Here is a 24,644-nt window from a genome sequence, read left to right as displayed (position 1 = left end):
TCATGGCTGTTCAAAACAAGAAATTGAATCTCAAAGACAAATACCAGTATCTGACCCGCGACATGGGTTGGGAGCCAACCTACCAGGAAAAGAAAGACATTTTTCCGGACGAGGACTTTGAAGGTATCAAGATTGCCGACTGGTCGCAGTGGGAAGATCCGTTCCGTCTGACCATGGATTCTTACTGGAAGTACCAGGCGGAAAAAGAGAAAAAGCTGTACGCCATTTTTGACGCGTTTGCCCAGAATAATGGCCACCAGAACATTTCAGACGCCCGTTATGTCAACGCTCTGAAACTGTTCCTCAGTGGTGTGTCTCCGCTGGAGCACGCGGCCTTCCAGGGTTATGCCAAAGTGGGTCGTCAGTTCAGTGGTGCCGGTGCGCGGGTTGCCTGCCAGATGCAGGCGATTGACGAGCTGCGTCATTCACAGACTCAACAGCACGCCATGAGCCATTACAACAAGCACTTTAATGGCCTGCACGACGCTCCGTATATGCACGATCGGGTGTGGTTCCTGTCCGTGCCGAAATCGTTCTTTGACGACGCCCGTACCGCTGGGCCATTCGAGTTCCTGACCGCGATCTCGTTCTCGTTCGAGTACGTGCTCACCAATCTCTTGTTCGTACCGTTCATGTCTGGCGCAGCCTACAACGGAGATATGGCCACTGTGACCTTCGGGTTCTCTGCCCAGTCAGACGAAGCACGTCATATGACCCTGGGCCTTGAGGTAATCAAGTTCATCCTGGAGCAGCACGAAGACAACGTGCCCATCGTTCAGCGCTGGATCGACAAGTGGTTCTGGCGTGGTTTCCGGCTGCTGAGCCTGGTGAGCATGATGATGGACTATATGCTGCCAAACAAGGTGATGAGCTGGTCCGAAGCCTGGGAGGTTTACTACGAGCAGAACGGTGGCGCCTTGTTCAAGGATCTGGAGCGTTATGGTATTCGCCCGCCCAAGTACCAGGACGTAGCTAACGATGCCAAGCACCACCTGAGCCACCAGCTTTGGACCACCTTTTACCAGTACAGCCAGGCCACCAACTTCCATACCTGGATTCCAGAGAAGGAAGAGATGGACTGGATGTCGGAGAAGTACCCGGACACTTTCGACAAATACTACCGTCCACGTTACGAGCACCTGGCGAAGGAAGCTGCCGCGGGTCGTCGGTTCTATAACAACACCCTGCCGCAACTGTGCCAGGTGTGTCAGGTGCCCACGCTGTTCACCGAAATGGGTGCGCCCACCAAGCTCAGCCATCGTCAGCTGGTGCATGAAGGCGAGCGTTACCATTTCTGTTCCGAAGCCTGCTGCGAAATCTTCGAGCATGAGCCAGAGAAGTATGTGCAGGCTTGGCTGCCGGTACACCAGATCTATCAGGGTAACTGCGGCGGCGCGGATCTCGAGACCGTGGTCCAGAAGTACTACCACATCAATATCGGCGAGGATAATTTCGAGTATCACGGGTCTGCAGATCACAAGCGCTGGCTGGACATCAAAGGTCTGAAGCCGCTTGAGGAAAAAAAGGACGCAGCCTGATCGAAACACGGCAGTCGCCCGGCTGCCATCGGCGCCGGGCGAGTCATCAGAAAAATAACAAGGTGATTACTATGAGTGTTAATGCGTTATACGACTACAAGTTTGAACCGAAAGACAAGGTCGAAAACTTTAATGGTATGCAGTTGCTGTATGTCTACTGGCCTGATCATCTGCTTTTCTGTTCGCCTTTTGCGTTGCTGGTGCAGCCGGACATGACCTTCCGTGCCCTGGTGGACGAAATCCTGAAGCCGGCCACCGCCGCTCACCCGGATTCCGCCAAAGCGGACTTCCTGAAGGGTGAATGGCTGCTGAACGACCAGCCCTTCAGGCCCAAGGCCGATACCAGCCTAAAAGAGCAGGGCATTGACCACAAGAGCATGCTGACGGTTACCACGCCGGGCCTGAATGGCATGGCAAACGCCGGATACTGAGGGCAGCGCTATGAGCCACACCGTTACTATCGAACCAATTGGCGAGCAGATCGAAGTGGAAGATGGCCAGACCATCCTCGCCGCGGCGCTTCGTCAGGGCGTCTGGTTGCCATTTGCCTGCGGCCACGGCACCTGCGCTACCTGCAAGGTGCAGGTGCTTGAGGGCGACGTTGAGATCGGCGACGCCTCACCTTTTGCCCTGATGGACGTGGAGCGGGATGAAGGCAAGGTGCTGGCCTGCTGCGCAACCGTCGAGAGCGATGTCACCATCGAAGCCGACATTGATGTTGATCCGGACTTTGAAGGCTATCCCGTTGAGGATTACGCCGCAACTGTCACCGACATCGTGGACTTGTCGCCGACCATCAAGGGTCTGCACCTGAAGCTGGATCGGCCCATGACCTTCCAGGCTGGCCAGTACATCAACATTGAGCTGCCGGGCGTTGATGGCGCCCGGGCCTTCTCCCTGGCCAACCAGCCCAGCAAGGCTGATGAAGTGGAGCTGCACGTTCGCCTGGTCGAGGGCGGTGCTGCCACCACGTATATCCACGAGCAGCTGAAAGCCGGCGATGAACTGAAGTTGTCCGGCCCCTACGGCCAGTTTTTTGTGCGCAGTTCTCAGCCCGGCGACTTGATTTTCATCGCCGGTGGCTCCGGCCTGTCGAGCCCGCAATCGATGATTCTGGACCTGCTGGAGCAGAACGATGAACGCAAAATCGTGTTGTTCCAGGGTGCCCGCAACCAGGCCGAGCTTTATAACCGCGAGTTGTTCGAAGCCCTCGATCGTGATCACGACAACTTTACCTACGTGCCTGCGCTGAGCCAGTCCGAAGAGGATGCCGGATGGGCTGGTTACCAGGGCTATGTGCACGAAGCCGCCAAGGCATACTTTGACGGGCGATTTGCGGGCAACAAAGCCTACCTGTGTGGACCGCCACCGATGATTGATGCGGCGATCACCGCCTTGATGCAGGGCCGGTTGTTCGAGCGGGACATTTTCATGGAGAAATTTCTGACAGCGGCCGACGGTGCGGAAGAGACCCAGCGTTCGGCCCTGTTCAAGAAGATCTGACCGGGAGGTGGGCCATGGCCGGATTCCAGGTAAGAAACCGGACAACCGGCGATCACTTCCTCTGCCTGGAGGGCCAGAGCGTCCTCAAGGCGATGGAGCAGGCAGGCAAGAAGTGTGTACCGGTCGGGTGCCGCGGCGGTGGCTGCGGTTTCTGCAAGATTCGGATTGTAGAGGGTGATTTCGAGTGCGGAAAGATGAGCAAAGCCCATGTGCCGCCCGAGGCTATCGATAAGGGTGAGGTGCTGGCTTGCAGAATCTACCCGTTGACGGATTTGACCATAGAGTGCGTGCCTCTGCCGGAGGCGGCACTTGAAAAGCAGACAACAACAAAAGCATAGAGGTAATTGTCATGAAAAAAGGTGTGATGCGTCCCGGCCATGTTCAGATTCGAGTTCTTGATCTGGAAGAAGCCGTCAAACACTACACAGACCTGATGGGTCTGATCGAAACCGACCGCGACGACCAGGGCCGTGTCTATCTGAAAGCCTGGACCGAAGTGGACAAATTTTCTGTGGTTCTGGTGGAAGCCGACGAGCCGGGCTGCGACTTCATGGGTTTCAAGGTGGTGGACGAAGCCGCCCTGAAACAGTTGGAAAAAGACCTTGTGGATTACGGTGTTGGGGTTGAGCGGATACCGGCGGAAGAGCTGAAAGACTGCGGTCGCCGCGTTCGATTTACCGTGCCCTCCGGGCATGCCTTTGAGCTTTATGCTGACAAAAAGTACACCGGTAAGTGGGGCGTATCGAGCGTCAACCCGGAAGCCTGGCCCCGTGGCCTGCAGGGCATGAAGGCCGTGCGTTTTGACCACGCCTTGTTCTACGGCCCGGAATTGGCCGCCGTGTACGACATCTTCGTGAACGTGCTGGGCTTCCATCTTGCAGAACAGGTGCTGGACCCAGAAGGCACCCGCGTAGCGCAGTTCCTGACCGTCTCCATGAAGGAGCACGACGTGGCCTTCATCCACCACGAAGAGAAAGGCAAGTTCCATCACGCCTCCTTCTTCCTGGATACCTGGGAAGCCGTGCTGCGGGCGGCAGATCTGATCTCCATGACGGATACCTCTATCGATATCGGCCCGACCCGCCACGGTCTGACCCACGGCCAGACCATCTACTTTTTCGACCCATCCGGCAACCGCAACGAAGTGTTCTGCGGCGGCGACTATCACTACCCGGACCACAAACCCATTACCTGGAAGGCAGAAGACCTCGGTAAGGCGATTTTCTACCACGATCGCGTACTGAACGAACGCTTCCTGACCGTTTTGACCTGATCAGGATCAGGCAGAACAGGATTCTATTTAACAGGACTAGGCAGCCATGAAAGAGATCAAGCACTACATCAATGGCCATTACGTTGGCTCTGCTGACGGAAAGTTGTTCGATAACGTTAACCCGACCACCGGCAAGGTAATTGCCAAAGTACACGAAGGTGGCCGGGATGAAGTAGACGCGGCGGTGAAAGCTGCCCGCGCCGCTTTAAGTGGCCCCTGGGGCAAGATGACACTGGATGAGCGTACACGGATTCTGCGCAAAGTGGCCGATGGCATCAACGCCCGCTTTGATGAGTTTCTGGAAGCGGAATGCCTCGATACCGGCAAGCCAAAATCCATGGCCAGCCACATCGACATTCCCCGGGGCGCGGCCAATTTCAAGGTTTTCGCAGACATGGTGAAAAACGTGCCGGCGGAATCTTTTGAAATGCCCACTCCGGATGGGACCGGTGCACTGAATTACGCCGTGCGTCGTCCCAAAGGTGTGATCGGTGTGATCAGCCCGTGGAACCTGCCATTGCTGCTGATGACCTGGAAAGTTGGTCCTGCCCTGGCCTGTGGTAACACCGTGGTGGTCAAACCTTCCGAAGAAACTCCGACAACCACCGCACTGCTTGGCGAAGTGATGAAAGAAGCCGGCGTGCCGGACGGCGTTTACAACGTGGTGCACGGCTTTGGTGGCGATTCCGCCGGCGCCTTCCTGACCGCGCACCCGGACGTGGATGGCTTCACTTTTACCGGTGAAACCGGCACTGGTGAAGTGATTATGAAAGCGGCCGCCAAAGGCATCCGCGATATCTCCCTGGAACTGGGCGGCAAGAATGCCGGCCTGGTGTTCGCCGACTGCGACATGGACAAGGCCATCGAGGGCACCATGCGTTCCGCCTTCGCCAACTGTGGCCAGGTCTGCCTGGGTACTGAGCGGGTTTACGTTGAGCGTTCCATCTTTGATGAGTTCGTCTCTCGCCTGAAAACCGAAGCGGAAAAGCTGCGCATTGGCCCGCCCGATGACGAGAACGCCAATTTCGGTCCACTGGTCAGCCTGAAGCACCGTGAGAAAGTTCTTTCCTACTATCAGAAAGCCGTTGATGACGGCGCCACGGTCGTGACCGGTGGCGGCGTGCCTGAGATGCCGGAAGAATACGCTGGCGGCGCCTGGGTTCAGCCCACCATCTGGACGGGGTTAGCGGACGACTCTGCCGTGGTCACCGACGAGATCTTCGGCCCCTGCTGCCACATTCGCCCCTTCGATACCGAAGAAGAAGCCGTTGAGCTCGCCAACAGCCTGCCTTACGGCCTGGCGTCCGCCATCTGGACCGAGAACGTCAGCCGCGCACACCGGGTGGCGGGCCAGATCGAAGCCGGCATCATCTGGGTGAACAGCTGGTTCCTGCGGGATCTGCGCACGTCATTTGGTGGCAGCAAGCAGTCCGGCATCGGCCGCGAAGGCGGTGTGCACTCGCTTGAGTTCTACACCGAAATGAAGAACATCTGCATCAAATTGTGAGACAGCCATGAATGCACCTGTAGACAGCCCGGAAATAGGGCGAGAGATCACGGCCGCCGGATACCGAACCAACCTGCATGATCTGGGCGAGGGCTTCCCGGTAATGATGATTCACGGCTCAGGCCCCGGCGTTACTGCCTGGGCAAACTGGCGGCTGGTGATCCCTGAGCTGGCGAAAAAGCGGCGTGTGATCGCCCCGGACATGTTGGGCTTCGGGTACAGCGAACGTCCGCAAGATCAGATCTATAACCGCCAGCGCTGGGTAAAGCATGCCATCGGTGTTCTGGATGAGTTGGGTCTTGATCAGGTGGATCTGGTTGGGAACTCCTTCGGGGGTGGTTTGGCCTTGGCTCTGGCCATCGAACATCCGCAACGGATCCGTCGGCTGGTGCTGATGGGGTCGGTCGGCGTGAGCTTCCCGATCACCAAAGGCCTGGACGAGGTCTGGGGTTACCAAGCGTCACTGGAAAACATGCGGCGGTTGATGGGTGTGTTCGCCTACGACAAGAGCCTGCTCACCGACGAGCTGGCGGAGATGCGCTACCAGGCCAGCGTCCGCCCGGGCTTCCAGGAGTCCTTCTCGTCCATGTTCCCGGCCCCGAGACAGCGTTGGGTCGACAACCTGGCCAGCAGGGAAGAGGACATCCGGGCATTGTCCCATGAAACATTAATTCTGCATGGTCGCGAAGACGAAGTTATTCCGCTGGAAGCCTCGCTGAAACTGGCGGAATTGGTCGACCGTGCCCAGCTTCACGTGTTTGGCCGTTGCGGCCACTGGACCCAGATTGAACATGCCAGCCGGTTTGCACGGTTGGTGAACGATTTCCTCGAAGAGGCCGATCAAGCGGCCGCAGGAGACTCCTGATGGAACAAACAAGAATTCAGGCATTCGGCGATGAACTATACCAGGCCATGCTCACGCGGGAGGCTGTAGAACCACTCACCAGCCGGGGCGAGGACATCAGCATCGACGATGCCTACCACATTTCCCTGCGCATGCTTGAACGCCGGCTGGCCGATGGCGCCGCCGTCATCGGCAAAAAGATCGGTGTCACCAGTAAGGCAGTGCAGAACATGCTGAACGTACACCAGCCGGATTTTGGTTACCTGACCGATGACATGGTGTTCAACAGTGGTGAAGTCATGCCCATCAGCGACCGGCTGATTGCACCTCGGGCGGAGGGCGAAATCGCCTTCATCCTGAAGAAGGATCTGACCGGCCCGGGCATTACCAATGCCGATGTGCTGGCGGCTACCGAGTGCGTGATGCCCTGTTTCGAGATTGTCGATTCCCGCATTCGCGACTGGAAAATCGCCATTCAGGACACGGTGGCCGACAACGCCTCCTGTGGTCTGTTTGTCTTGGGTGATCAGGCGGTCTCGCCTCGCAAGGTAGACCTGGTGACCTGCGGCATGGTGGTGGAGAAAAACGGCAGTGTGCTCAGCGCCGGTGCCGGTGCTGCAGCCTTGGGTTCCCCGGTGAATTGTGTGACCTGGCTGGCCAACACTCTGGGCGAGTTTGGTATTTCGCTGAAAGCGGGTGAGGTGATTCTGTCGGGCTCACTGGTGCCGCTGGAACCGGTCAAGGCCGGGGATTACATGCGGGTTGATATCGGTGGCATCGGCAGCGCCTCAGTGCGCTTTGCCTGACCGGCCTATAAAGAGGAAAGAATGATGAGCAAAAAACTGAAAGCAGCCATCATCGGCTCGGGCAACATCGGCACCGACCTGATGATCAAGATCCTGCGCAACGGCAAGTACATTGAAATGGGTGTGATGGTCGGGATTGATCCCGAGTCCGATGGGTTGGCTCGCGCCAGCCGCATGGGCGTGGCCACCACCCACGAAGGGGTAGATGGCCTGGTGAAGATGCCGGAATTTGCCGACATCGGCATCGTGTTCGATGCCACCTCCGCCAAGGCCCACATGCACAACGAGGTGTTCCTGCGGGGCCACAAGGAAAACATCAAGATCGTCGACCTGACGCCCGCTGCGATAGGCCCCTATTGCGTGCCGGTCGTGAACCTCGAGCAGAATCTGGCGGAAGGCAACGTCAACATGGTCACCTGTGGTGGTCAGGCGACGATTCCCATGGTCGCCGCCGTATCGCGCGTCGCCAAGGTGCACTACGCGGAGATTGTGGCGTCTATTTCCAGTAAGTCCGCGGGCCCCGGCACCCGCGCGAACATCGATGAGTTCACCGAAACCACCTCCAAGGCCATTGAAGTGGTGGGCGGTGCCCAGAAGGGCAAGGCCATCATCATCCTCAACCCGGCCGAGCCGCCCCTGCTGATGCGCGACACTGTCTACGTGCTCTCCGAGGCCGCCGACCAGGCAAAAGTGGAAGCCTCCGTGGAAGAGATGGTCCAGGCGGTCAACAGCTATGTCCCGGGCTACCGCCTCAAGCAGAAAGTGCAGTTTGACGTGATCCCGGAAGACCAGCCCATGAACGTCCCGGGCCTGGGCCGTTTCAGCGGTCTGAAGACCTCCGTGTTCCTGGAAGTGGAAGGTGCTGCCCATTACCTGCCGGCCTACGCCGGCAACCTGGACATCATGACGTCCGCGGCACTCGGCACCGCCGAGCGCATCGCCGAATCGCTGGTCAAGTGAGGAGACTGAATCATGACTTATAACCCCGGCAAGAAACTCTACATCTCCGACGTGACCCTGCGGGACGGCAGTCACGCCGTCCGGCACCAGTATTCCATCAAGAACGTGCAGGACATCGCCCGGGCCCTGGACAAGGCCAAAGTCGACAGCATCGAAGTCGCCCACGGCGACGGCCTGCAGGGCTCCAGTTTCAACTACGGCTTCGGTGCCCACACCGACCTGGAGTGGATCGAAGCGGTGGCCGAAGTCATCGAACACGCCAAGATCGCCACCCTGTTGCTGCCCGGCATCGGCACCGTCCACGACCTGGACAACGCCTACAACGCCGGCGCCCGCATTGTGCGGGTGGCGACCCACTGCACCGAGGCGGATGTCTCCCGGCAGCATATTGAACACGCCCGCAAGTTGGGCATGGACACCGTCGGCTTCCTGATGATGAGCCACATGCAGACCCCTCAAGGCCTCGCTGAGCAGGCCAAGCTGATGGAAGACTACGGCGCCACCTGCCTGTATGTGGTGGATTCCGGCGGTGCCATGAACATGAACGATATCCGTGACCGCTTCCGGGCCCTCAAGGATGTGCTCAAGCCGGACACCGAAACCGGTATGCACGCCCATCACAACCTGAGCCTGGGTGTGGCCAATTCCATCGTGGCGGTGGAAGAAGGTTGTGACCGCATCGACGCCAGCCTGGCCGGCATGGGTGCCGGCGCGGGTAACGCGCCACTGGAAGTGTTTATCGCCGCTGCGGACAAGATGGGCTGGGAACACGGCACCGATGTGTACGCCCTGATGGATGCCGCCGACGACATCGTACGCCCGCTGCAGGACCGCCCGGTGCGGGTGGACCGCGAAACCCTGGCGCTGGGGTATGCCGGTGTTTACTCCAGCTTCCTGCGCCACTCCGAAGTGGCGGCGCAGAAGTATGGGCTGAAGGCCGTGGATATTCTGGTGGAGCTGGGCAAACGCCGCATGGTGGGTGGCCAGGAAGACATGATTGTGGACGTGGCGCTGGATCTGCTGGCGGCGCAAAAGGAGCAAAACGTATGAGCAAGACACTGAGCCGCGAGCAGATGCTGGCCCTGGCCGAGCATGTGGAAAACGCCGAGCTGAAGGCCCATGACATCACCAAGGTCACCAACGATTACCCGGACATGACTTTCGAGGATGCCTACGACGTACAGTGGGAAATTCGACGTCGCAAGGAGGAGCGGGGCAACAAGATTGTTGGCATGAAAATGGGCCTGACCTCCTGGGCCAAGATGGCTCAGATGGGCGTTGAGACGCCCATCTATGGTTTTCTCGCCGACTATTTCAGCGTGCCGGATGGTGGCGTGGTCAACACCAAAGAACTGATCCACCCAAAGATCGAGGCCGAGATAGCCTTCGTTACCAAAGCCCCTCTGAAAGGTCCGGGCTGTCATATTGGCCAGGTGCTGGCGGCGACCGACTTCGTGATTCCAGCCGTGGAAGTCATCGACTCGCGCTATGAGAATTTCAAGTTCGACCTGGTGAGCGTGGTGGCGGATAACGCCTCTTCCACCCGTTTCATTACGGGTGGCCAAATGGCCGACATTGCCGATGTTGACCTGAAAACCCTTGGGGTTGTGGTCGAGAAAAATGGCGAGGTTGTTGATGTGGGGGCTGGTGCGGCCGTGCTTGGCCATCCGGCTTCCAGTGTCGCCATGCTGGCGAACCTGTTGGCCGAGCGTGGTGAGCACATTCCGGCTGGAACGTTCATCATGACCGGTGGTATTACCGCGGCAATAACGGTTGAGCCGGGCGATAACATCACGGTTCGTTACCAGGGCCTGGGAACTGTGTCTGCACGGTTCGAGTAAGGAGGTCTTATGCCTATTGCCCAGTTATATATTATTGAAGGCCGCACGGATGAGCAGAAGGAAACACTGATCCGGGAAGTTACGGAGGCCATGTCCCGATCCCTGGATTCGCCCATGGAGCGTATTCGAGTGATGATCACCGAAATGCCCACGCAGCATTTTGGCATTGCGGGGCAGTCGGCGAAAAAGCTGGGGCGTTAGCGCTTCGACGGTCTCATACAGTATGAACCTCTGCAAGGGAGGCGACGTGACAAAATTGCCAGTGTTGTACATATCGTGCGATACGCAAGCGCTCAAGGCTCCCAGAGGGCAGGCCAGTCTCAGGCGACTGATCCGGGGCAGGGAAGTCTGCAGTGTGGTTTTTATCAGGTTGAGTGCAGGCCTGGATGCCCCGGAAATTCATTGTCCGGCAGGGACGAGCCAAGTTGCGGGCGAACTCCGGTCATTGCTGTCGGCCGGGGATTTCAGTCCGGTGGCAAGCGCCAGCGGGACCGGAGACCTGGAAACGCTTGCCACGACACTGGTTTCACCGGCCTCTGTCGAGGTCGCAGAGCTACGATTGGACGTCGGAATGCCGGGCGATTATTACCGGAGTATCGGCCAGCGCCTGGAAGGGTTCAGGGACCACGGTGTTCTGATCATCTGTTTTGATGAACTCACCGCCACAGAGGTTAATGGCGCCGTGCCTCCGCCGCACGACGCCTATATTCGCAATCTGATCAATCAATGGGAGGATGAGATGCGCTGGGCACGGGCCTTTTCGAAATCAGGGATGGGCAAGGAAGCGGGCGTGGGTCCTGGAGAGCCTTTGAGAAACCCGACCCTGTGCATGCTGAATATTGCCTTCAGTCTTGGGGGGCTCAAGGCACCCCAGCGGGTTTTCAGTAGCGCTCTGAACGAGGGCCGGCAGTCGCTCGCGGGCTACGGCTGGATGCAATAAACTGCGGAAAACCAAAAAGGATTCCGTAAATGCTCAGAATACTGATAGTCGGTGCCGGCGGCATAGGAGGTTACTATGCCGCCCGACTGCTGCACGCCGGACATGAGGTGGTACTCACCGCCCGGGGCGCGCACCTCGCTGCCCTGCAGGAGCAGGGGCTGACCGTTCAGTACGGCGATGAACTGTGGTCCTTCCCGGTGCAGGCCATGGATCATCCGGGCGTGGTTGCCCGGTACCGACCGGATGATTTTGATGTGGTGGTGGTTACCCTCAAATCTACCGCCACCGAAGCGATGCTGAAGGAGCTGGGCCCCTGGCTTCTTCCCGGCAAGGTACCGGTGTTGTCGCTTCAGAACGGTGTGGACAACGAACCGGAGCTGGCGTCAGCGCTCGGAGAGCACCGGGTGCTGGGGGGCCTGGCCGTGCGGATCGGTGGTCACATCGTGCAGCCGGGGGTGGTTGAAGCCGAGGGCCCGGCGCAGATTGTCATGGGTGAGTGGCCTGTCGCGGCGGAACCCGATTCCCGTCACCCCTTGCTGGAGCAGCTACGAGACGATTTCGAGGCGGCCGGTATTCCGACAACCGTTTCCGACAACATCCGCTACGAACTCTGGCGCAAACTGGTGATCAACAACGGGGTAAACCCGCTCTCGGCGCTGACCGGTCTGGATACCAAGACCCTGACGCATCACCCGGAATTCCGGAAAATCGTTCACGGGATGATGGCAGAAACGGTGGCAGCCTCGAAAGCCGATGGCGTGAATCTCGGGCCCGGGGATCTGGCGGAGATGTTCGAACTCATCAGTAACTTCAACGCCATCAAGACGTCGATGCTGGTGGATAAGGAAAAGGGCCGGCCCCTGGAGCTGGATAGTATTGCCGGCGCTGTACTGCGCCGGTGCTCCCAATTGAGCATCGACGCGCCATACACAACAACGGTTAACGCCCTGTTAATCCACTCGCAAACGCCTACCGGTCCGTCAGCTTGAGCTCAATTCGCCGGTTCTTCTGCAGGGCTTCCGGCGAGGTGCCTTCCGCCACCGGGAAGAACTCACCAAAGCCGGCAGCCACCATGCGCCGCTCGGGAACGCCCTGTGCTGCGAGGTAGCGCACCACAGCCACCGCACGGGCAGTGGAAAGCTCCCAGTTGGAAGGGAATTTGGGTGTGTTGATGGGCACAAGGTCGGTATGGCCGTCGATTCGCAGAATCCAGTCCACGTCATCCGGAATCTTTTCGGCGACATCCAGCAACAGCTTTGCCAGCTTGTCCAGTTCTCGCTTTCCCTCCTCACCCAGTTCTGCCGAACCCGAGGCAAACAACAATTCCGAGGGCAGCAGGAAGCGGTCGCCTACCACCCGGATGTTCTCATTGCTGGCCAGGATATTCCGCAGCCGGGCAAAGAATTCGGACTGGTACTGCTCCAGCTGGTTCACGCGCTCAGCCAGTAATGTGTTGAGGCGGCGGCTGACATCGGCCAGTTCACTTTCTTTTTCTGCCGTCATCTCCCTCTGCAGCCGCAGGGCTGCGGTAATCTGACCCAGTTGTGCACGGAGTGATGCGATCTGGTTGGAGAGCCGGAGAATCATGTTTTGCTGGCTGTCGGACAGTTCCTCTTTTTCACCCAGCGCCTGATCCATGCTTTGCAGTCGTTCCGCCTGCGCCTCGGCGTTGGCGGTTTGTTGCATCAACCGCTCGCGGGTATTCTCAAGTCGCGCCAGGCTGGCGCTGTAGGCATCCTGAACGGAGGCCATTTCCTGTTCCAGGGCCCGGGTTTTACTCTGTTCAAGGCCGAGCAATTCGGAAATTTCAGACAGCCGCTGGTTCAGTCGGGCCAGTTCCGAGTTGCGGTCAGATAGGGTCTGGGACAGGTAGAGCTGGCTCACCACATACACCAGCAGCATGAAGATGATCAGCATCAGCAGGGCTGACAGGGCATCCACATAGCCTGGCCAGACGTTGACGGTGCTGCGGGTTCGACGCCGGGAACCGATCATATCAGCTCTTTCTCGGCATCAACCCGGTCGACCAGATTGGTCACGCTGGTCAGCCATTCCTCGAGACCGTCGTAAAAGCGGTTCTGGGCGTGGCCCGCCTGAATGTCCAGAAACCCGAGAATCAGTGAACCGCCCAGCCCCAGCAGGGAGGAGCTGAAGGCGGTGCCCATGCCCTGAAGCGGCGTCAGCAGGCCGGCCTGTAGATCCGCAAACACTTTGCCGAAATCGCTCTGGCTCATGTCCAGGTTGGTGATGACCTCACCAACGGCATTGATGGTACCGAGCAGGCCCCAGAAGGTGCCCAGCAACCCGAGGAAAATCAGCAGACTGATGAAGTAGCGGGTGATTTCCCGCTGCTCGTCCATACGTGAGTGAATGCCATCAAGCACGGTGCGCAATGACAGGGTCGACAGGGTAAATCGGTCTCGCTTGGCGTCTTCACCCAGCTGCCGTGCCAGGGGTTTCAGCAGACGTGGTTCCTGTAGCACCGACAGGCCCGCGTTGCCGGTTCGGAACTGCGAGATCCAGCGCATTTCGGGGAACAACACGAAAACCTGCCGGTAGGTGAGCCCGATGCCGATCAGCAAAACAAAGACAATCAACAGGTTGAATACCCAGTTCGCCATAAAGGCTTCAATCAGCGGCGCGTGAATCAGCACGCCGACAACGACGACCACGCCGAGAAAAAGCGTCATCCAGAAAAGAGTGTGTTTGGGATTGCTCATAGAGATGGCCAGCCTTTTGAGATATTCCTCAAAACGTTAGCACAGATATGAGTTGAAGTTGGGGTCAGATGAAATTTTCATCTGACCCCAACTTCAAACGATCAGCCTTCCTGCAAGGCCTGCAGGACAGCTTTTGCGGCCCCTTCAGAAGAGGCCGGATTCTGGCCGGTGATCAGCTTACCATCCACCACGATGTGCGGGGCCCAATCGTTACCCCGGGTATAGGTGGCGGTGTTTTCCTTTAGCATATCCTCCAGCAGGAAGGGCACAACGCCGCTCAGGCCCACGGCCTCTTCTTCGCTGTTGCTGAAGCCGGTCACGTCGCGGCCACCAACAATGTTCTGGCCGGGCTTCACTTCCACGTTCTTGAACACGGCCGGTGCGTGGCAGACCGCACCAATCACCTTGCCCTGTTCGTAGGCGGTCTTGATCAGGGCGATGGATTTTTCGTCGTTGACCAGATCCCACATGGGTCCATGGCCGCCCGGGTAGAAGATGGCGTCGTACTCGTTCATGTCCACGTCGCTCAGCTTCTTGGTGCTGGCCAGCGCCTCCTTGGCGTGGGCGTCTTCCTGGAAGCGGCGGGTGGTCTCGGTCAACGCTTCTTCCGCCTCGCTGTTGGGATCTACCGGCGGCTGGCCACCTTTTGGTGAGGCAATGGTGATATCCGCGCCGGCATCCCGGAATACATAATAAGGTGCGGTGAACTCTTCGAGCCAGAAGCCGGTCTTATGGCCGGTGTCGCCCATCTGGTCATGGGAGGTGAGAACCATCAGAATCTTCATAGTGTCCGTCCTTTTCGTTGACGAATGAATGGCACTTCTTCACTGGTCTGTGAAAGAACCTTGTGCCGTCGGTATTCAAATTCAACCATCGTTACGTAAAACCGGCCCCAGCAGATCTTGAAACGTCTATACTTCAGACAAATCACCAGACCTGAAAAATGCGAAAAGTACCCAGGCAAGGATTACAGGAATGCGAGTATTCATAGCCGCCCTCTTGATGGCTCTGGCACTTTCCGCTGCGGCCCAACAGGGCACGGAAACGGTAGCAGCCCTGACAGTGACCGTGGGTGCCAATCACGCTCCGCCATACCGGATTATCGAAAATGACGAGAGAACCGGTCTATATGTGGAAATATTCGAAGAAATCGCCGATCGTCTGGGCTGGAAAGTGCGTTATCGGGAGGCGCCTTTTCGCCGTGTGCTGAGGATGGTTCAGGATGGCCAGGTTGATGTCATGCTTGGCCCTGTCGAGACTGACGAGCGTGCCGAGTTGATGGAATTTGTAGCCCCAGCCTTCCCACCGGAACGACGGCTGTTTTTCTACCTGCACAATGAACACCAGGTCGAACGTTATTCGGACCTCTACGGCAGGGCCATTGGTGTTTTGGACGGCGCTTCCTACTTCCATCGGTTCGACAACGATAAAAAACTGCTCAAGGAGCCCGCACCGCGCTATGAAAACCTGATGCTGATGATGCAGAAGGGGCGGGTGGATGTGGTCATCGCGCCAGAGTTGGTTGGGCTCTATGTCATCGATAAGCTGGGAATTGATGCAAAAGTTTCCCCATTTTTCGTGCCGGGTGAGCGCTCCTATATCGCGGTGGCGAAAAACTCACCTGTGCACCAATATGCGGACGATATCCGGGCAGCGCTGAGACTGATTGAAATGGAAGGCATACACGAGGATCTGGTGCTGAAATACCTGGGCAGAGCCACCGAATGATTCCCGGACCCTCCGACCTCTGGTTTGTGCCTTTGGGCGGTACCGGCGAAATAGGCATGAACCTCAACCTCTATGGTCACGATGGCGCCTGGTTGATGGTGGATTGTGGCGTTACCTTTCCCAGGCCGGGCCGCATTGCCGCCGATGGCACTGTGCATCATCGGGGCGAGCCGCCGGTGCAAATGGCGGATCCGGCGTTTATTGCCGATCGCCGTGACCACCTGGCGGGGCTTATCATCACCCACGCCCATGAAGACCACGTCGGGGCTGTGCCCTATCTCTGGCCGCTGCTCCAGTGCCCGATCTACACCAGCCGGTTCACTGCTGAAATTCTGCGTCGCAAGCTGGCGGAGTTTGATTTACTGCACCGGGTGCCGATCATTGTCGTGGAAACGGGCCAGAGCAAGCAGATTGGCCCGTTCAGTGTGCAGTGGCTGGCACTGACTCACTCTATTCCGGATCCGAACGCCCTGATGATTCGCACTGGTGTCGGCAACATCTTCCACAGCGGCGATTGGAAACTGGACGAGCAGCCGCTGGTGGGACATGGCTATTCCCGGAAAACCTTCACCGACCTGGCTGATGAGGGCGTGGATGCCATGGTGTGCGATTCCACCAACGCCACCGTGCCGGGCCATTCTGTCTCCGAAGCCACGTTACATGCCGGACTATTGAAAGCCATCCGCTCGGCCGAGGGGCGTGTGGTCGTTACCTGTTTTGGCAGCAACATTGCGCGTTTGCACACCCTGGCCTCGATTGCCCGTGAGAGCGGGCGCTACATTGGGCTATTGGGCCGTTCACTGATCAATATGAGTGGTGCGGCGAAAGCGGCAGGGCTATGGGATACGGCAGATCAGTTGATTACCCCTTCCCACCTCGGGTATCTGCCCCGGAGTGAGGTACTTGCCGTGGCAACCGGCAGCCAGGGCGAACCGCGAACGGCGTTGCGGCGGCTGGCCGCCGGCAATCACCCGGATGTCGAGCTGGAGTCGGGCGACTCGGTAATCTTCAGTGCCCGGGCCATTCCGGGAAACGAAGAGTCCATAGACGCACTGATCAGCCAGCTCAAGGATATGGGCGTCAGGGTTATCACTGCCGAGAATGCAGATTTACCAATTCATGCATCAGGTCATCCCGCCCAGGAGGAGCTGGAGTTAATGTACCAGTGGGTGAGACCCGCAATTGCCATTCCTGTCCACGGCGAGGCCGAGCACATGGAAACCCATGCGGACATTGCCAAGGCACAGGGAGTCCCCCGGACCATGGTTGGCCGGAATGGCGATCTGTTCATGATCCGGCCGGTGCCGGGAATCCGGCGTCAGATTGCAGAAACCGGCCGCCTGGGCTGGGAAAAAGAGGGACTTGTAAGAGTTGAGTAAAAACCGGAAGGCCTTTCCTCCGATTTGGTAGTTCGCATCCTATCTGTATAAACTGAGCGCTCTGTGTTTCCCTGTTCCAAACAAACAAGAGAGCGGTACCTGTATGGCAATCTGGACCCAAACCCCTAACCTCGAACACCTCGCCAAAGCCGGTGAAAATACGGCGGTCAGTTACATGGGCATCGAATACCTGGAAATCGGCGATGACTATGTGAAAGGCCGCATGCCCGTTGATGAACGTACGGTTCAGCCTTTTGGCATTCTCCACGGCGGCGCTTCGGTATTGCTGGCAGAAACCCTCGGCAGTATGGCTGCCAACTGCTGCCTGAAAGATCCGGCAACTGTCGCTGTGGGGCTGGATATCAACGCTAACCATATTCGCCCGGTTACCAAGGGCTGGGTGTATGGTACGGCGAAGGCCATTCATATCGGCACTGCGACCCAGGTGTGGGAAATTCGGCTGGAAAACGAAGAAGGGAAGACCACCTGCATTTCCCGGCTGACCATGGCGGTGACCAAGCGCCCATAGCCGGACGCAGGCGCTCAGATCAAGCCTGGTCCGAGGTCTCGTGTGGTTTGGTTACGATCAGGCCTTCGTCCACGAAATCCTGCAGGACGATATCATAGGTGCCATCGGGGACTTCGCGGGCAATGCGATTAGCCTCGCCGACGGCATCTGCCGGCGAGGCTTTCAAATCAAGAGTGCGGAAGGGCACAAGCGGGCTCTTGTCGATGTCTCTCACCAGCAGCACCCTGGGTTTAAGTTTGTGGCTCGGGTAGCTCTCGACAACGATACCGACCTCCCCATTCACCATTTCAACAATCGAGCCCGGCGGATACACTCCGATCATCTGGATAAAGGCAGCGGTCAGTTCTTCATCAAACTGGGTGCCACGGTGCCTGTGGATGATTTCCAGTGCCTGCATGGAGGCCCGGCTCTTGTCGTACACCCGGTTACTGGTAATGGCATCGTAGGTGTCTACTAACCCGATAATCTTGGCAAAGTACGGAATCTGTTGTGCCTGAAGGCCCCGGGGATAGCCTGAACCATCCATCCTCTCATGGTGGCTGAACGCCACATCCACTGCGGTGTTCAGGGAGCTGTTGGTACCCATCAGAATGGTGCGCCCGTGAGTCGTGTGCAGGCGCATCACGTCAAACTCCTGGGGTGTGAGAGCCCCCGGCTTGTTGAGGATTTCATCGGGAATCCGGGTTTTGCCCACATCGTGCAGTAAGCCACACAAGGCCAGATTGCGGATTTCCCCTTCGAGCAGACCCAGGTGCTTGCCAAACGCCGCTGCAAGAATGGCGACGTTAATGCAGTGCTCGGCGGTGTATTCGTCCTGGTGCTTGATCTTGGTGAGCATCAAGAGCGCGTTTTCATTGCGAAGCACGCTTTCAACACAGCTGTTGACCACCGTGCGGGCATTGTTCAGGTCCAGCGTGCGGCCCAGCCTGAGGCCGGACATGATCGACTTTGCGGTCTGCTGGGCCTCCTCGAAGCGGATAACCGCCGTTTCCATCTCCTTTCCTGAGTCGACCTTGTTGATGTACGTGACACGCTTTCGCGGTGGCGCGACTCTGGCCTGGGTGCTGGAGGGCTCCGGAACGGTCTTTCGTTTGAACAGGCGCATCAGGCCCGACGGCTTCAGGCGGCTTTTCTCAGGCTTTGGTCGGGGCGCTCCGTCGACCCGTCCTTCAATGACGACAAAATCGCACTGGGCACGCAGGGCATCAATCTCGGACTGATCACGAATCACAAACCCCTGAAGCAGGAAGCTCGTGTCTTCCCAGGGGCGGTCCAGCCGGATGACGTGCATACCGATGGCGAGTTCCGACACATCGATCTGGCTTTCAACAATTTCCTGATGCGGTGCACTCATAAACCAGCCCTGGCTCCCTGAGAATTCATTTTGGTGCAAAATTGCCATTACAGGATGGACCCGATTGCAAAATCTGGTCAAATAATGTTCATTCAGTATGTTAGCGACCGATTTTGTCGGGTTGATCTCCGTTTGGCGGAGATGCTCTGAGGACCTTCTGCCATGGCAGACCATCGTTCATTCCATCTCTGGTGGCTGGCACTTGCCGCCGGGCTCATACCGTTGTTGACCATCCATATCACTTTTGTGGTTTCGGTACTGGAGGGGCATGTGGAACTGTGCATGCCCTACTGGGACAGCTGCGCCAGTATCAGCCGAACAGGCCGTTACGGCACCTCCTATTTCATCTTCAAGGGCACCATGCTACCTGCCGCTTTGCTGGGCGTCCTGTTCTGGTGGCTGAACGGCCGTTGGCTGCGCCAGCTGGGCATTCATACGCCAGGCATAGCCTGGATTTTCTGGTTGGGGCTGGTGGCCAGCATTTCCCTGGGTGCCTATACCCTGGCGCTGGGGCACGCTGGAGAGGGATTCAACCTGATTCGCCGAATCGGCGTGGTTCTGTATTTCTCGCTCACGTTTATCTGTGAGCTACTGGTCAGTGGGGGATTACGCAGTCACCCGCATTGGAAGCATACGGGCTCAAGGCTGATGAATCTCTGCCAGCTGACCCTGGGTATCGGCATCCTCTCGGTGATCCTCAATGGCGTAGCACCGGAGTTATACAGCCGTAAGGACGATGCCTTCGAATGGGTTCTGGCGCTCCTGATCAACGCTCAGGCCCTCTGGCTGGCGTTCCTGTGGCGCAAGAGCCGATTCCGGGTACGCCTGTGGGCGGGTTAACTCTTCAAAGCGAGAGCAGGCCCCGAATCAGGGCTGCAGTCCCGGCGATTGCCGCAATGGCCAGAATCACCGGGCGAAGCCCCTCAAAGGGCATGTGGTTGACCAGTTTTCCGGATAGCCAGAAGCCCAGAAACACCCCCGGGAAAGTGACTGCGAATAGCAAAAGTTCGCGGGTGCCCAAATAGCCTGAGGCAAACAATCCCAGGAGGCTCAGGACACTGGCCGCCAGGAAAAAGGCGGACATATTGGCCCTGACCAGCGGCCCCTTTTCATTCTGGTAGATCAATGCGATCGGCGGCCCACCCACAGCGGTAATCGTGCCCATATAGGTTGAAGCCGCTCCGGCCATCATGCTGTTTCTGGCATTCAGTGCGGGCTTGAGCCCACCGATACTGAGCGCCACCCCTGCGAGAATCAGAACGCCAAAAGTCAGTTCGAAACCCTTGGTAGAGATTACCAGCAACGTAAGCGCCGCCAGGGTTGCGCCCACAGCCCCGCCACCGATGGCGAAGCGCACTTCCCTGACCTGCAACGCGCCACGATTGCGGATCAGCATAAACATCGTAAGCAAGGAGGCGTTCAGGATCAGCGGCCCGGGCACGAACAGCGGGCTGATCAGAAACAGCAGGGGCGCCGCCAGGGTGCCAATGCCATAGCCCGCCACGCCCTGCAGGCAGGCGCCGGCGAGAACCGCCAGGTTGGCCAGAAGAATCTGTAACAGCGAGACATCCGTCAAAACAAACCACCAGAGAGTTGAAGGTGAGCACCGAGCACCGGAGCAGTGCCGGTTTGATACTGATACACTGCCGGTACCCCAGCATAGCCGAAAATTCTGACGCCCAATGACACAACAGCCTGAAAACACCATCTGCCCCTGCGAGCGCGGAAAACCCTACAGCACATGTTGCCAGCCCCTTCATCAGGGTGATGCAGCGACTTCTCCGGAAGCCCTGATGCGCTCCCGGTATGCCGCCTTCGCGCTGAATCTGCCCGATTATCTCCGGGCGACCTGGCACCAAAGCACCCGGCCAGAGACGCTGACACTCGAAGATTCGCCGGACTGGGCCTCACTGCAGATCCTGAACAGCGACCAATCCGGCAACAAGGGAACTGTCCACTTCAGGGCGATTTACCGCCTCGGTAGCGGCTGGGGGTTTCTCGAAGAAAACTCCGAGTTTGCTCAGGAAGACGGTCGCTGGTATTACCTGCGTGGCGACACCATCGAGGGCCAGCTGAAGCCCGGCCGCAACGAACCTTGCCCCTGCGGTAGCGGGAAAAAATACAAGGCCTGTTGCCTTTAATTGACTGTCATTCGAAGGATGGAAATTCCGGCTTGGCCACCGGTTTTCCCGCTTCCTGCCAGGCATCAAAACCACCGGCAATGGACTGCACGTGCATATAGCCCATTTCCTTCAGGGCTTTCGCGCTGAGAGCCGCCCGGCCGGATGTCTTGCAATAACACACGATATTGAGATCCCGGCTTTCAAATGCAGGATCATTGGTGAATTTGAACTCCAGCAGCCCCCGGGAAATGTTCACTGCCCCGGGAATATGCCCGGCCCGGTACTCATCGGCATCGCGCACATCCAGCAGCAGATCCGCCTTTTTGATGGCATCGTCTGCCTGCTCAAGCGGAACTTCCTGAATTTCTTGCTTTGCAGCTTCTACGAGGTCGTGGGCTGTTTTCATGGCAGTGCTCCTGGTGTGTCGGTGGTAATTTACCGAGGTTAAGATATTTCGTGCTTTTCCGCATCTGAGCTGACACCACAATCGATATTACTGACACTTTCGGCAGGGCCGGAATTCCGGTTCTAAACTGGGATCTATGAGACAACCGATCACTGGCTACCACAAAGACGAAGAAAACCACTGGGTCGCCCAGCTGGCGTGCGGCCACAATCAGCATGTGCGCCATACGCCGCCCTGGGTGAACCGCCCTTGGGTGACAACGGCAGAAGGCCGGGCGTCGATGCTCGGTTTTGAGCTCAATTGCCGGAAATGTGAGGAGGGCGCGCCGCCGGATGATCGGCCCTGAGCTATAATGTGTTCAAATACTGATCGCGTTACTGGCAAAGGAGTCTGCCATGGTGAAGCGCCTCGTTATCTGTGCCGATGGCACATGGAACCGCCCCGAAGAAGATCTTCAGAAAGATGTACCCACCAATGTCCTGAGAATGGCCAGGGCGATTCGCCCGCTGGCGGCCGATGGCCAGCCCCAGCATGTCTTCTATGACTGGGGCATTGGGTCCTATTACAACGCCGTGATTGGCGGGGTTACCGGGCAGGGGATTCACAAGAACATCATGGATGCCTACCGTTATATTGTTCAGAACTTCACTCCCGGCACAGACATCTACCTGTTCGGCTTCAGTCGCGGTGCTTATACGGTTCGCTCCCTGTGCGGGCTGATTAACAACTGCGGTATTCTCAAACGGCCCGATGCGCGGCTCATCCATCAGGCGTTTGATCATTACAAGAAAGCTGGCGATGCCTGGAAACCGTCCGGTGCCAAATCCGTGGAATTCCGCAATGCACACAGCCATGAGTCCCAGGAGATCCGGTTCGTGGGTGCCTGGGATACCGTGGGCGCCCTTGGCGTGCCGTTTTCGCTGATGGGCCTGTTTGATCGCAAGGATGAGTTCTACGACACCAAACTGGGAAGCAACGTGCGGATTGCCCGCCATGCCCTGGCCATTGATGAGCGCCGGGAGGATTTTGAGCCAACCCTCTGGGAGCCCCGGGACGGGCTGGACCTGGAACAGCTGTGGTTTTCCGGTTCCCACAGTGACATCGGTGGCGGTTACCCGGCGGATGACCAGGGGCTACTCGCGTCAGACAGCGCCCTGGAATGGATGGTACAGCAGGCCAGGAATGCGGGACTGGATATTGAGGAACACCTGCCCGCTGGTATCAATCCCAGTGCCAGGGCCAGTTTGCACAATTCACGCCGCCATATTTTCCGGTTTTCGACGCCCCTGGTACGCAACCTGAAACCGGACAACGTCCCGACTGAGATTCATCCGTCGGTTGCCGAGCGCTGGCGGTTGGACCCGGATTATCGGCCGCCGAATCTTAAGCAAATTGGGTTTGCCGGCTAGGCGGCCTTGTTATTACCTGTGGCGCACGCGTATTTGTGTTCATAGCGCTTGTCTGCCCAGGATCCATAAATTCGTGAGGCAATCCGGTAGATGCCTGGCCAAAGCAGGGGCTTGAACAGAAAGCCGAAGGGCGTGTGTGACCAGGCGCGAGCGTTGGCTGGCAGGCCGATCACCCATTCTCCGGACCAGGTCATCATGTGCAGCCGCCTGAGCAGGGCTTCGTGGCTGGGGAGGCTGGTGCTGCCATCACGTTGTTCGTGGATATCAGCGAAAATCAGGTTGCCGCGCTGGAGTTTGCGCAGGGTGCGGATCTCCCTGGCACAGAGTGGGCATTGTCCGTCGTAAAAAAGGGTGTCATACCGGGGCTCCATCAAGTCCTCCAAGGGCCAGAATCTGCTTTCGGGCATCCGCTTTGCGATCTTCCAGGGTTTGCATGATGCCGGCGATCGCCGCCGGAACAACCTCCGGTGCCGCTCGCTGAAAATGCCGCAGCAGCTCAATTTGCACATGAACGTCCTGAAAACGGCCATAGAGCAGCTGCCGCGCCTTCAGGGTTTTCAGGTCGTTTTTCCAGGTCTTCGCATCCAGTTCCATTAGGTACCGAATGCGTTTGAGCAGCTTGCGCAAACGGTGGATGTCTTCATCCGGCGAGGTGTGCATCAGCTCCGCGGTGCGCCTGTTGAACTCTTCGATACGACGCTTCACGGACTTTTGGATGTCTTTGGGGCTGAGCAGTCCGGCCAGTTTGTGGAACTTCCGGGAGTCAATCAGGTTTCGCCAGTGGTCCATGCTGTCGTGGTAGCGCTTGCTGCCCAGGCGCTTGACCAGTTTGTTGTGTTTGCTGGCGGCTTCCCGCTCGAACCAGACCTGCAGGGCCACCTGAATGTCACGGTTGTCGCCGCACAGTCCCGGCAGGTCCTGCAGGAAAACATGCAGGTCTCTTAACGGCCCGGTGGCGTTGGCGTGGCGTTTCAGGATTTTGACGGTTTTCGCCAGGGCCTTGTCGCCGGTCACTTCCTGAACCGATTCGGCGACGGCCCTGCTGCGGCGAATGGCAATGCGGTATTGGTGCAGGAATTCGTCATCCAGGCCCAGAATGACCCCCTGTTCCAGCTGCCTAAGGCGTTTCAACTGGTGATGCAGTGCGGTGGGTATGTCTTTTCCGGGATCGTCACCAGAGGTGTTGGCTTTCTTTTTCAGCTTCCGTGAGAAATGGGCGTAGCTGAAGTCCTGCGGGGTCAGCAAGGCCACGAGCTTGCCTTTGCCGCGGTCAAGTTGGTGCCAGTGTTTGATCGGTAGCCGGATGTGGATAAAGCTCGCAGTGGGTAACTGCTCGGGCGGATGTTCCAGCAGCCACTGGGCCAGTTCCAGTAGGGCTGGGTTATGCCCTACGAGCATAATTTTCGATTCATTATCCTGTTGTTGCAACCAGCAGAGCAAGCGCCGGTAGTCGAAGGTGTAGAGGTCGCTGAGGGTGTGGCAGCGTTCTGGTGGGACATAGTTGGGTAACACGCCGTCCAGTGTGGCCAGGGCCCGCGCGGCGCTGCTACTGGCTATCTTGCCGTCGAAGGCGCCGGCAAATCGCAGCGCTTTAGCCAGCGGTGCAAGCTGGCTTTCACCCCGGGCATTCAGCGGGCGATCCCGGTCACGGAGTCCCTCGTCGGCCCAGCTGGACTTGGCATGGCGTACAAGGAACAGGTGCTTCATTGGCCTACCTTCGTAGCGGTTCTTTAGTCTTAGAGTTCCTCAAGACATCCAGGTTACTGCCGATACCTTACGCACCT

29 protein-coding genes are annotated in these 24,644 nt (G+C 58.0%); 21 read left to right on the top strand and 8 right to left on the bottom strand.

The window, feature by feature from the left end; translation table 11 throughout:
- The first annotated feature begins 2 nt into the window (after positions 1–2).
- From ACN0XM_RS01355 to ACN0XM_RS01290, 14 genes are all read left to right on the top strand, one after another.
- Complete coding sequence (locus ACN0XM_RS01355; protein WP_417565114.1) at positions 3–1,538, top strand: aromatic/alkene/methane monooxygenase hydroxylase/oxygenase subunit alpha; 1,536 nt, start codon at positions 3–5, stop codon at positions 1,536–1,538.
- Positions 1,539–1,609: 71 nt separating this feature from the next.
- Positions 1,610–1,969: a phenol hydroxylase subunit P4 gene (locus tag ACN0XM_RS01350; protein WP_417565113.1), complete on the top strand. Its 360-nt coding sequence runs from the start codon at positions 1,610–1,612 to the stop codon at positions 1,967–1,969.
- 10 nt (positions 1,970–1,979) lie between these two features.
- Positions 1,980–3,041, top strand: coding sequence for an NADH:ubiquinone reductase (Na(+)-transporting) subunit F (locus ACN0XM_RS01345; RefSeq protein ID WP_417565112.1), 1,062 nt, complete (start codon positions 1,980–1,982; stop codon positions 3,039–3,041).
- 14 nt (positions 3,042–3,055) lie between these two features.
- Positions 3,056–3,379, top strand: coding sequence for a 2Fe-2S iron-sulfur cluster-binding protein (locus ACN0XM_RS01340; protein WP_417565111.1), 324 nt, complete (start codon positions 3,056–3,058; stop codon positions 3,377–3,379).
- 11 nt (positions 3,380–3,390) lie between these two features.
- Positions 3,391–4,314, top strand: a complete 924-nt coding sequence (locus ACN0XM_RS01335) for a catechol 2,3-dioxygenase (protein WP_417565110.1) — start codon at positions 3,391–3,393, stop codon at positions 4,312–4,314.
- 46 nt (positions 4,315–4,360) lie between these two features.
- Positions 4,361–5,821, top strand: a complete 1,461-nt coding sequence (locus ACN0XM_RS01330; RefSeq protein WP_417565109.1) for a 2-hydroxymuconic semialdehyde dehydrogenase — start codon at positions 4,361–4,363, stop codon at positions 5,819–5,821.
- A 7-nt stretch (positions 5,822–5,828) separates the two neighbouring features.
- Positions 5,829–6,686: an alpha/beta fold hydrolase gene (locus ACN0XM_RS01325; protein WP_417565108.1), complete on the top strand. Its 858-nt coding sequence runs from the start codon at positions 5,829–5,831 to the stop codon at positions 6,684–6,686.
- Positions 6,686–7,471 carry a 2-oxopent-4-enoate hydratase gene (dmpE, locus tag ACN0XM_RS01320; protein WP_417565107.1) on the top strand — a complete coding sequence of 262 codons (786 nt, stop codon included), beginning with the start codon at positions 6,686–6,688 and terminating at the stop codon, positions 7,469–7,471. Before ACN0XM_RS01325 ends, dmpE begins: the two co-directional genes overlap by 1 nt.
- Before the next feature lie 24 nt (positions 7,472–7,495).
- A complete protein-coding gene (locus ACN0XM_RS01315; protein WP_417565504.1) occupies positions 7,496–8,431 on the top strand; it encodes an acetaldehyde dehydrogenase (acetylating) in 936 nt (311 codons plus the stop codon).
- Positions 8,432–8,443: 12 nt separating this feature from the next.
- Positions 8,444–9,481 carry a 4-hydroxy-2-oxovalerate aldolase gene (gene dmpG / locus ACN0XM_RS01310; protein WP_417565106.1) on the top strand — a complete coding sequence of 346 codons (1,038 nt, stop codon included), beginning with the start codon at positions 8,444–8,446 and terminating at the stop codon, positions 9,479–9,481.
- Positions 9,478–10,272, top strand: a complete 795-nt coding sequence (gene dmpH / locus ACN0XM_RS01305; RefSeq protein ID WP_417565105.1) for a 2-oxo-3-hexenedioate decarboxylase — start codon at positions 9,478–9,480, stop codon at positions 10,270–10,272. Before dmpG ends, dmpH begins: the two co-directional genes overlap by 4 nt.
- A gap of 9 nt (positions 10,273–10,281) precedes the next feature.
- Entirely contained in the window at positions 10,282–10,473 is a 192-nt protein-coding gene (locus ACN0XM_RS01300) for a 2-hydroxymuconate tautomerase (protein WP_417565104.1), read from the top strand.
- Positions 10,474–10,519: 46 nt separating this feature from the next.
- Entirely contained in the window at positions 10,520–11,212 is a 693-nt protein-coding gene (locus ACN0XM_RS01295) for a hypothetical protein (protein ID WP_417565103.1), read from the top strand.
- Between the two features lie 29 nt (positions 11,213–11,241).
- Positions 11,242–12,201 (top strand): ketopantoate reductase family protein, encoded by a 960-nt coding sequence (locus ACN0XM_RS01290; RefSeq protein WP_417565102.1) that lies wholly within the window; start codon positions 11,242–11,244, stop codon positions 12,199–12,201.
- Here ACN0XM_RS01290 and ACN0XM_RS01285 read toward each other — a convergent pair.
- The 3 genes from ACN0XM_RS01285 to ACN0XM_RS01275 form a co-directional block, all read right to left on the bottom strand.
- Complete coding sequence (locus tag ACN0XM_RS01285) at positions 12,182–13,207, bottom strand: peptidoglycan -binding protein (protein ID WP_417565101.1); 1,026 nt, start codon at positions 13,205–13,207, stop codon at positions 12,182–12,184. The genes ACN0XM_RS01290 and ACN0XM_RS01285 overlap by 20 nt on opposite strands.
- Complete coding sequence (locus ACN0XM_RS01280; RefSeq protein WP_417565100.1) at positions 13,204–13,932, bottom strand: MotA/TolQ/ExbB proton channel family protein; 729 nt, start codon at positions 13,930–13,932, stop codon at positions 13,204–13,206. The genes ACN0XM_RS01285 and ACN0XM_RS01280 overlap by 4 nt, the downstream gene beginning before the upstream one ends.
- A gap of 101 nt (positions 13,933–14,033) precedes the next feature.
- Positions 14,034–14,717, bottom strand: a complete 684-nt coding sequence (locus tag ACN0XM_RS01275; protein ID WP_417565099.1) for a type 1 glutamine amidotransferase domain-containing protein — start codon at positions 14,715–14,717, stop codon at positions 14,034–14,036.
- A 190-nt stretch (positions 14,718–14,907) separates the two neighbouring features.
- Here ACN0XM_RS01275 and ACN0XM_RS01270 point away from each other — a divergent pair, with 190 nt between their 5' ends.
- The 3 genes from ACN0XM_RS01270 (at position 14,908) to ACN0XM_RS01260 (ending at position 17,568) form a co-directional block, all read left to right on the top strand.
- Complete coding sequence (locus tag ACN0XM_RS01270; RefSeq protein WP_417565098.1) at positions 14,908–15,660, top strand: substrate-binding periplasmic protein; 753 nt, start codon at positions 14,908–14,910, stop codon at positions 15,658–15,660.
- Positions 15,657–17,039: a ribonuclease J gene (locus ACN0XM_RS01265; RefSeq protein ID WP_417565097.1), complete on the top strand. Its 1,383-nt coding sequence runs from the start codon at positions 15,657–15,659 to the stop codon at positions 17,037–17,039. Before ACN0XM_RS01270 ends, ACN0XM_RS01265 begins: the two co-directional genes overlap by 4 nt.
- Positions 17,040–17,142: 103 nt before the next feature.
- Positions 17,143–17,568: a hotdog fold thioesterase gene (locus ACN0XM_RS01260; protein WP_417565096.1), complete on the top strand. Its 426-nt coding sequence runs from the start codon at positions 17,143–17,145 to the stop codon at positions 17,566–17,568.
- Between the two features lie 19 nt (positions 17,569–17,587).
- On the opposite strand, the gene ACN0XM_RS01255 is transcribed toward ACN0XM_RS01260, so the two are convergent.
- Entirely contained in the window at positions 17,588–18,922 is a 1,335-nt protein-coding gene (locus tag ACN0XM_RS01255; protein WP_417565095.1) for an HD-GYP domain-containing protein, read from the bottom strand.
- Positions 18,923–19,084: 162 nt separating this feature from the next.
- On the opposite strand from ACN0XM_RS01255, the gene ACN0XM_RS01250 reads away from it, so the two are divergent.
- Positions 19,085–19,762 (top strand): hypothetical protein, encoded by a 678-nt coding sequence (locus ACN0XM_RS01250; protein ID WP_417565094.1) that lies wholly within the window; start codon positions 19,085–19,087, stop codon positions 19,760–19,762.
- 4 nt (positions 19,763–19,766) lie between these two features.
- Here the strand turns inward: ACN0XM_RS01250 and ACN0XM_RS01245 are convergent, their stop codons facing one another.
- Positions 19,767–20,498 carry a sulfite exporter TauE/SafE family protein gene (locus ACN0XM_RS01245; RefSeq protein WP_417565093.1) on the bottom strand — a complete coding sequence of 244 codons (732 nt, stop codon included), beginning with the start codon at positions 20,496–20,498 and terminating at the stop codon, positions 19,767–19,769.
- Between the two features lie 106 nt (positions 20,499–20,604).
- On the opposite strand from ACN0XM_RS01245, the gene ACN0XM_RS01240 reads away from it, so the two are divergent.
- A complete protein-coding gene (locus ACN0XM_RS01240) occupies positions 20,605–21,063 on the top strand; it encodes a YchJ family protein (protein WP_417565092.1) in 459 nt (152 codons plus the stop codon).
- 7 nt (positions 21,064–21,070) lie between these two features.
- Here ACN0XM_RS01240 and ACN0XM_RS01235 read toward each other — a convergent pair whose 3' ends face one another.
- On the bottom strand, positions 21,071–21,451 hold the full coding sequence (locus ACN0XM_RS01235; RefSeq protein ID WP_417565091.1) for a rhodanese-like domain-containing protein: 381 nt from the start codon (positions 21,449–21,451) through the stop codon (positions 21,071–21,073).
- Between the two features lie 136 nt (positions 21,452–21,587).
- Between ACN0XM_RS01235 and ACN0XM_RS01230 the strand changes: the two genes are divergently transcribed.
- Together ACN0XM_RS01230 and ACN0XM_RS01225 are read left to right on the top strand one after the other, a co-directional pair.
- A complete protein-coding gene (locus tag ACN0XM_RS01230; protein WP_417565090.1) occupies positions 21,588–21,797 on the top strand; it encodes a DUF3565 domain-containing protein in 210 nt (69 codons plus the stop codon).
- A 49-nt stretch (positions 21,798–21,846) separates the two neighbouring features.
- Entirely contained in the window at positions 21,847–22,860 is a 1,014-nt protein-coding gene (locus ACN0XM_RS01225) for a DUF2235 domain-containing protein (RefSeq protein WP_417565089.1), read from the top strand.
- On the opposite strand, the gene ACN0XM_RS01220 is transcribed toward ACN0XM_RS01225, so the two are convergent.
- Together ACN0XM_RS01220 and ACN0XM_RS01215 are read right to left on the bottom strand one after the other, a co-directional pair.
- The gene (locus ACN0XM_RS01220) at positions 22,857–23,231 is read right to left on the bottom strand and encodes a thiol-disulfide oxidoreductase DCC family protein (RefSeq protein ID WP_417565088.1); all 375 of its coding nucleotides are present in this window, start codon (positions 23,229–23,231) and stop codon (positions 22,857–22,859) included. The genes ACN0XM_RS01225 and ACN0XM_RS01220 overlap by 4 nt on opposite strands.
- Positions 23,215–24,567, bottom strand: coding sequence for a CHAD domain-containing protein (locus tag ACN0XM_RS01215; protein ID WP_417565087.1), 1,353 nt, complete (start codon positions 24,565–24,567; stop codon positions 23,215–23,217). The genes ACN0XM_RS01220 and ACN0XM_RS01215 overlap by 17 nt, the downstream gene beginning before the upstream one ends.
- Positions 24,568–24,644 lie beyond the last annotated feature (77 nt).

Source organism: Marinobacter sp., assembly GCF_048269445.1.
Lineage (GTDB): Bacteria > Pseudomonadota > Gammaproteobacteria > Pseudomonadales > Oleiphilaceae > Marinobacter.
This window is presented reverse-complemented; position numbering and strand designations above follow the sequence as displayed.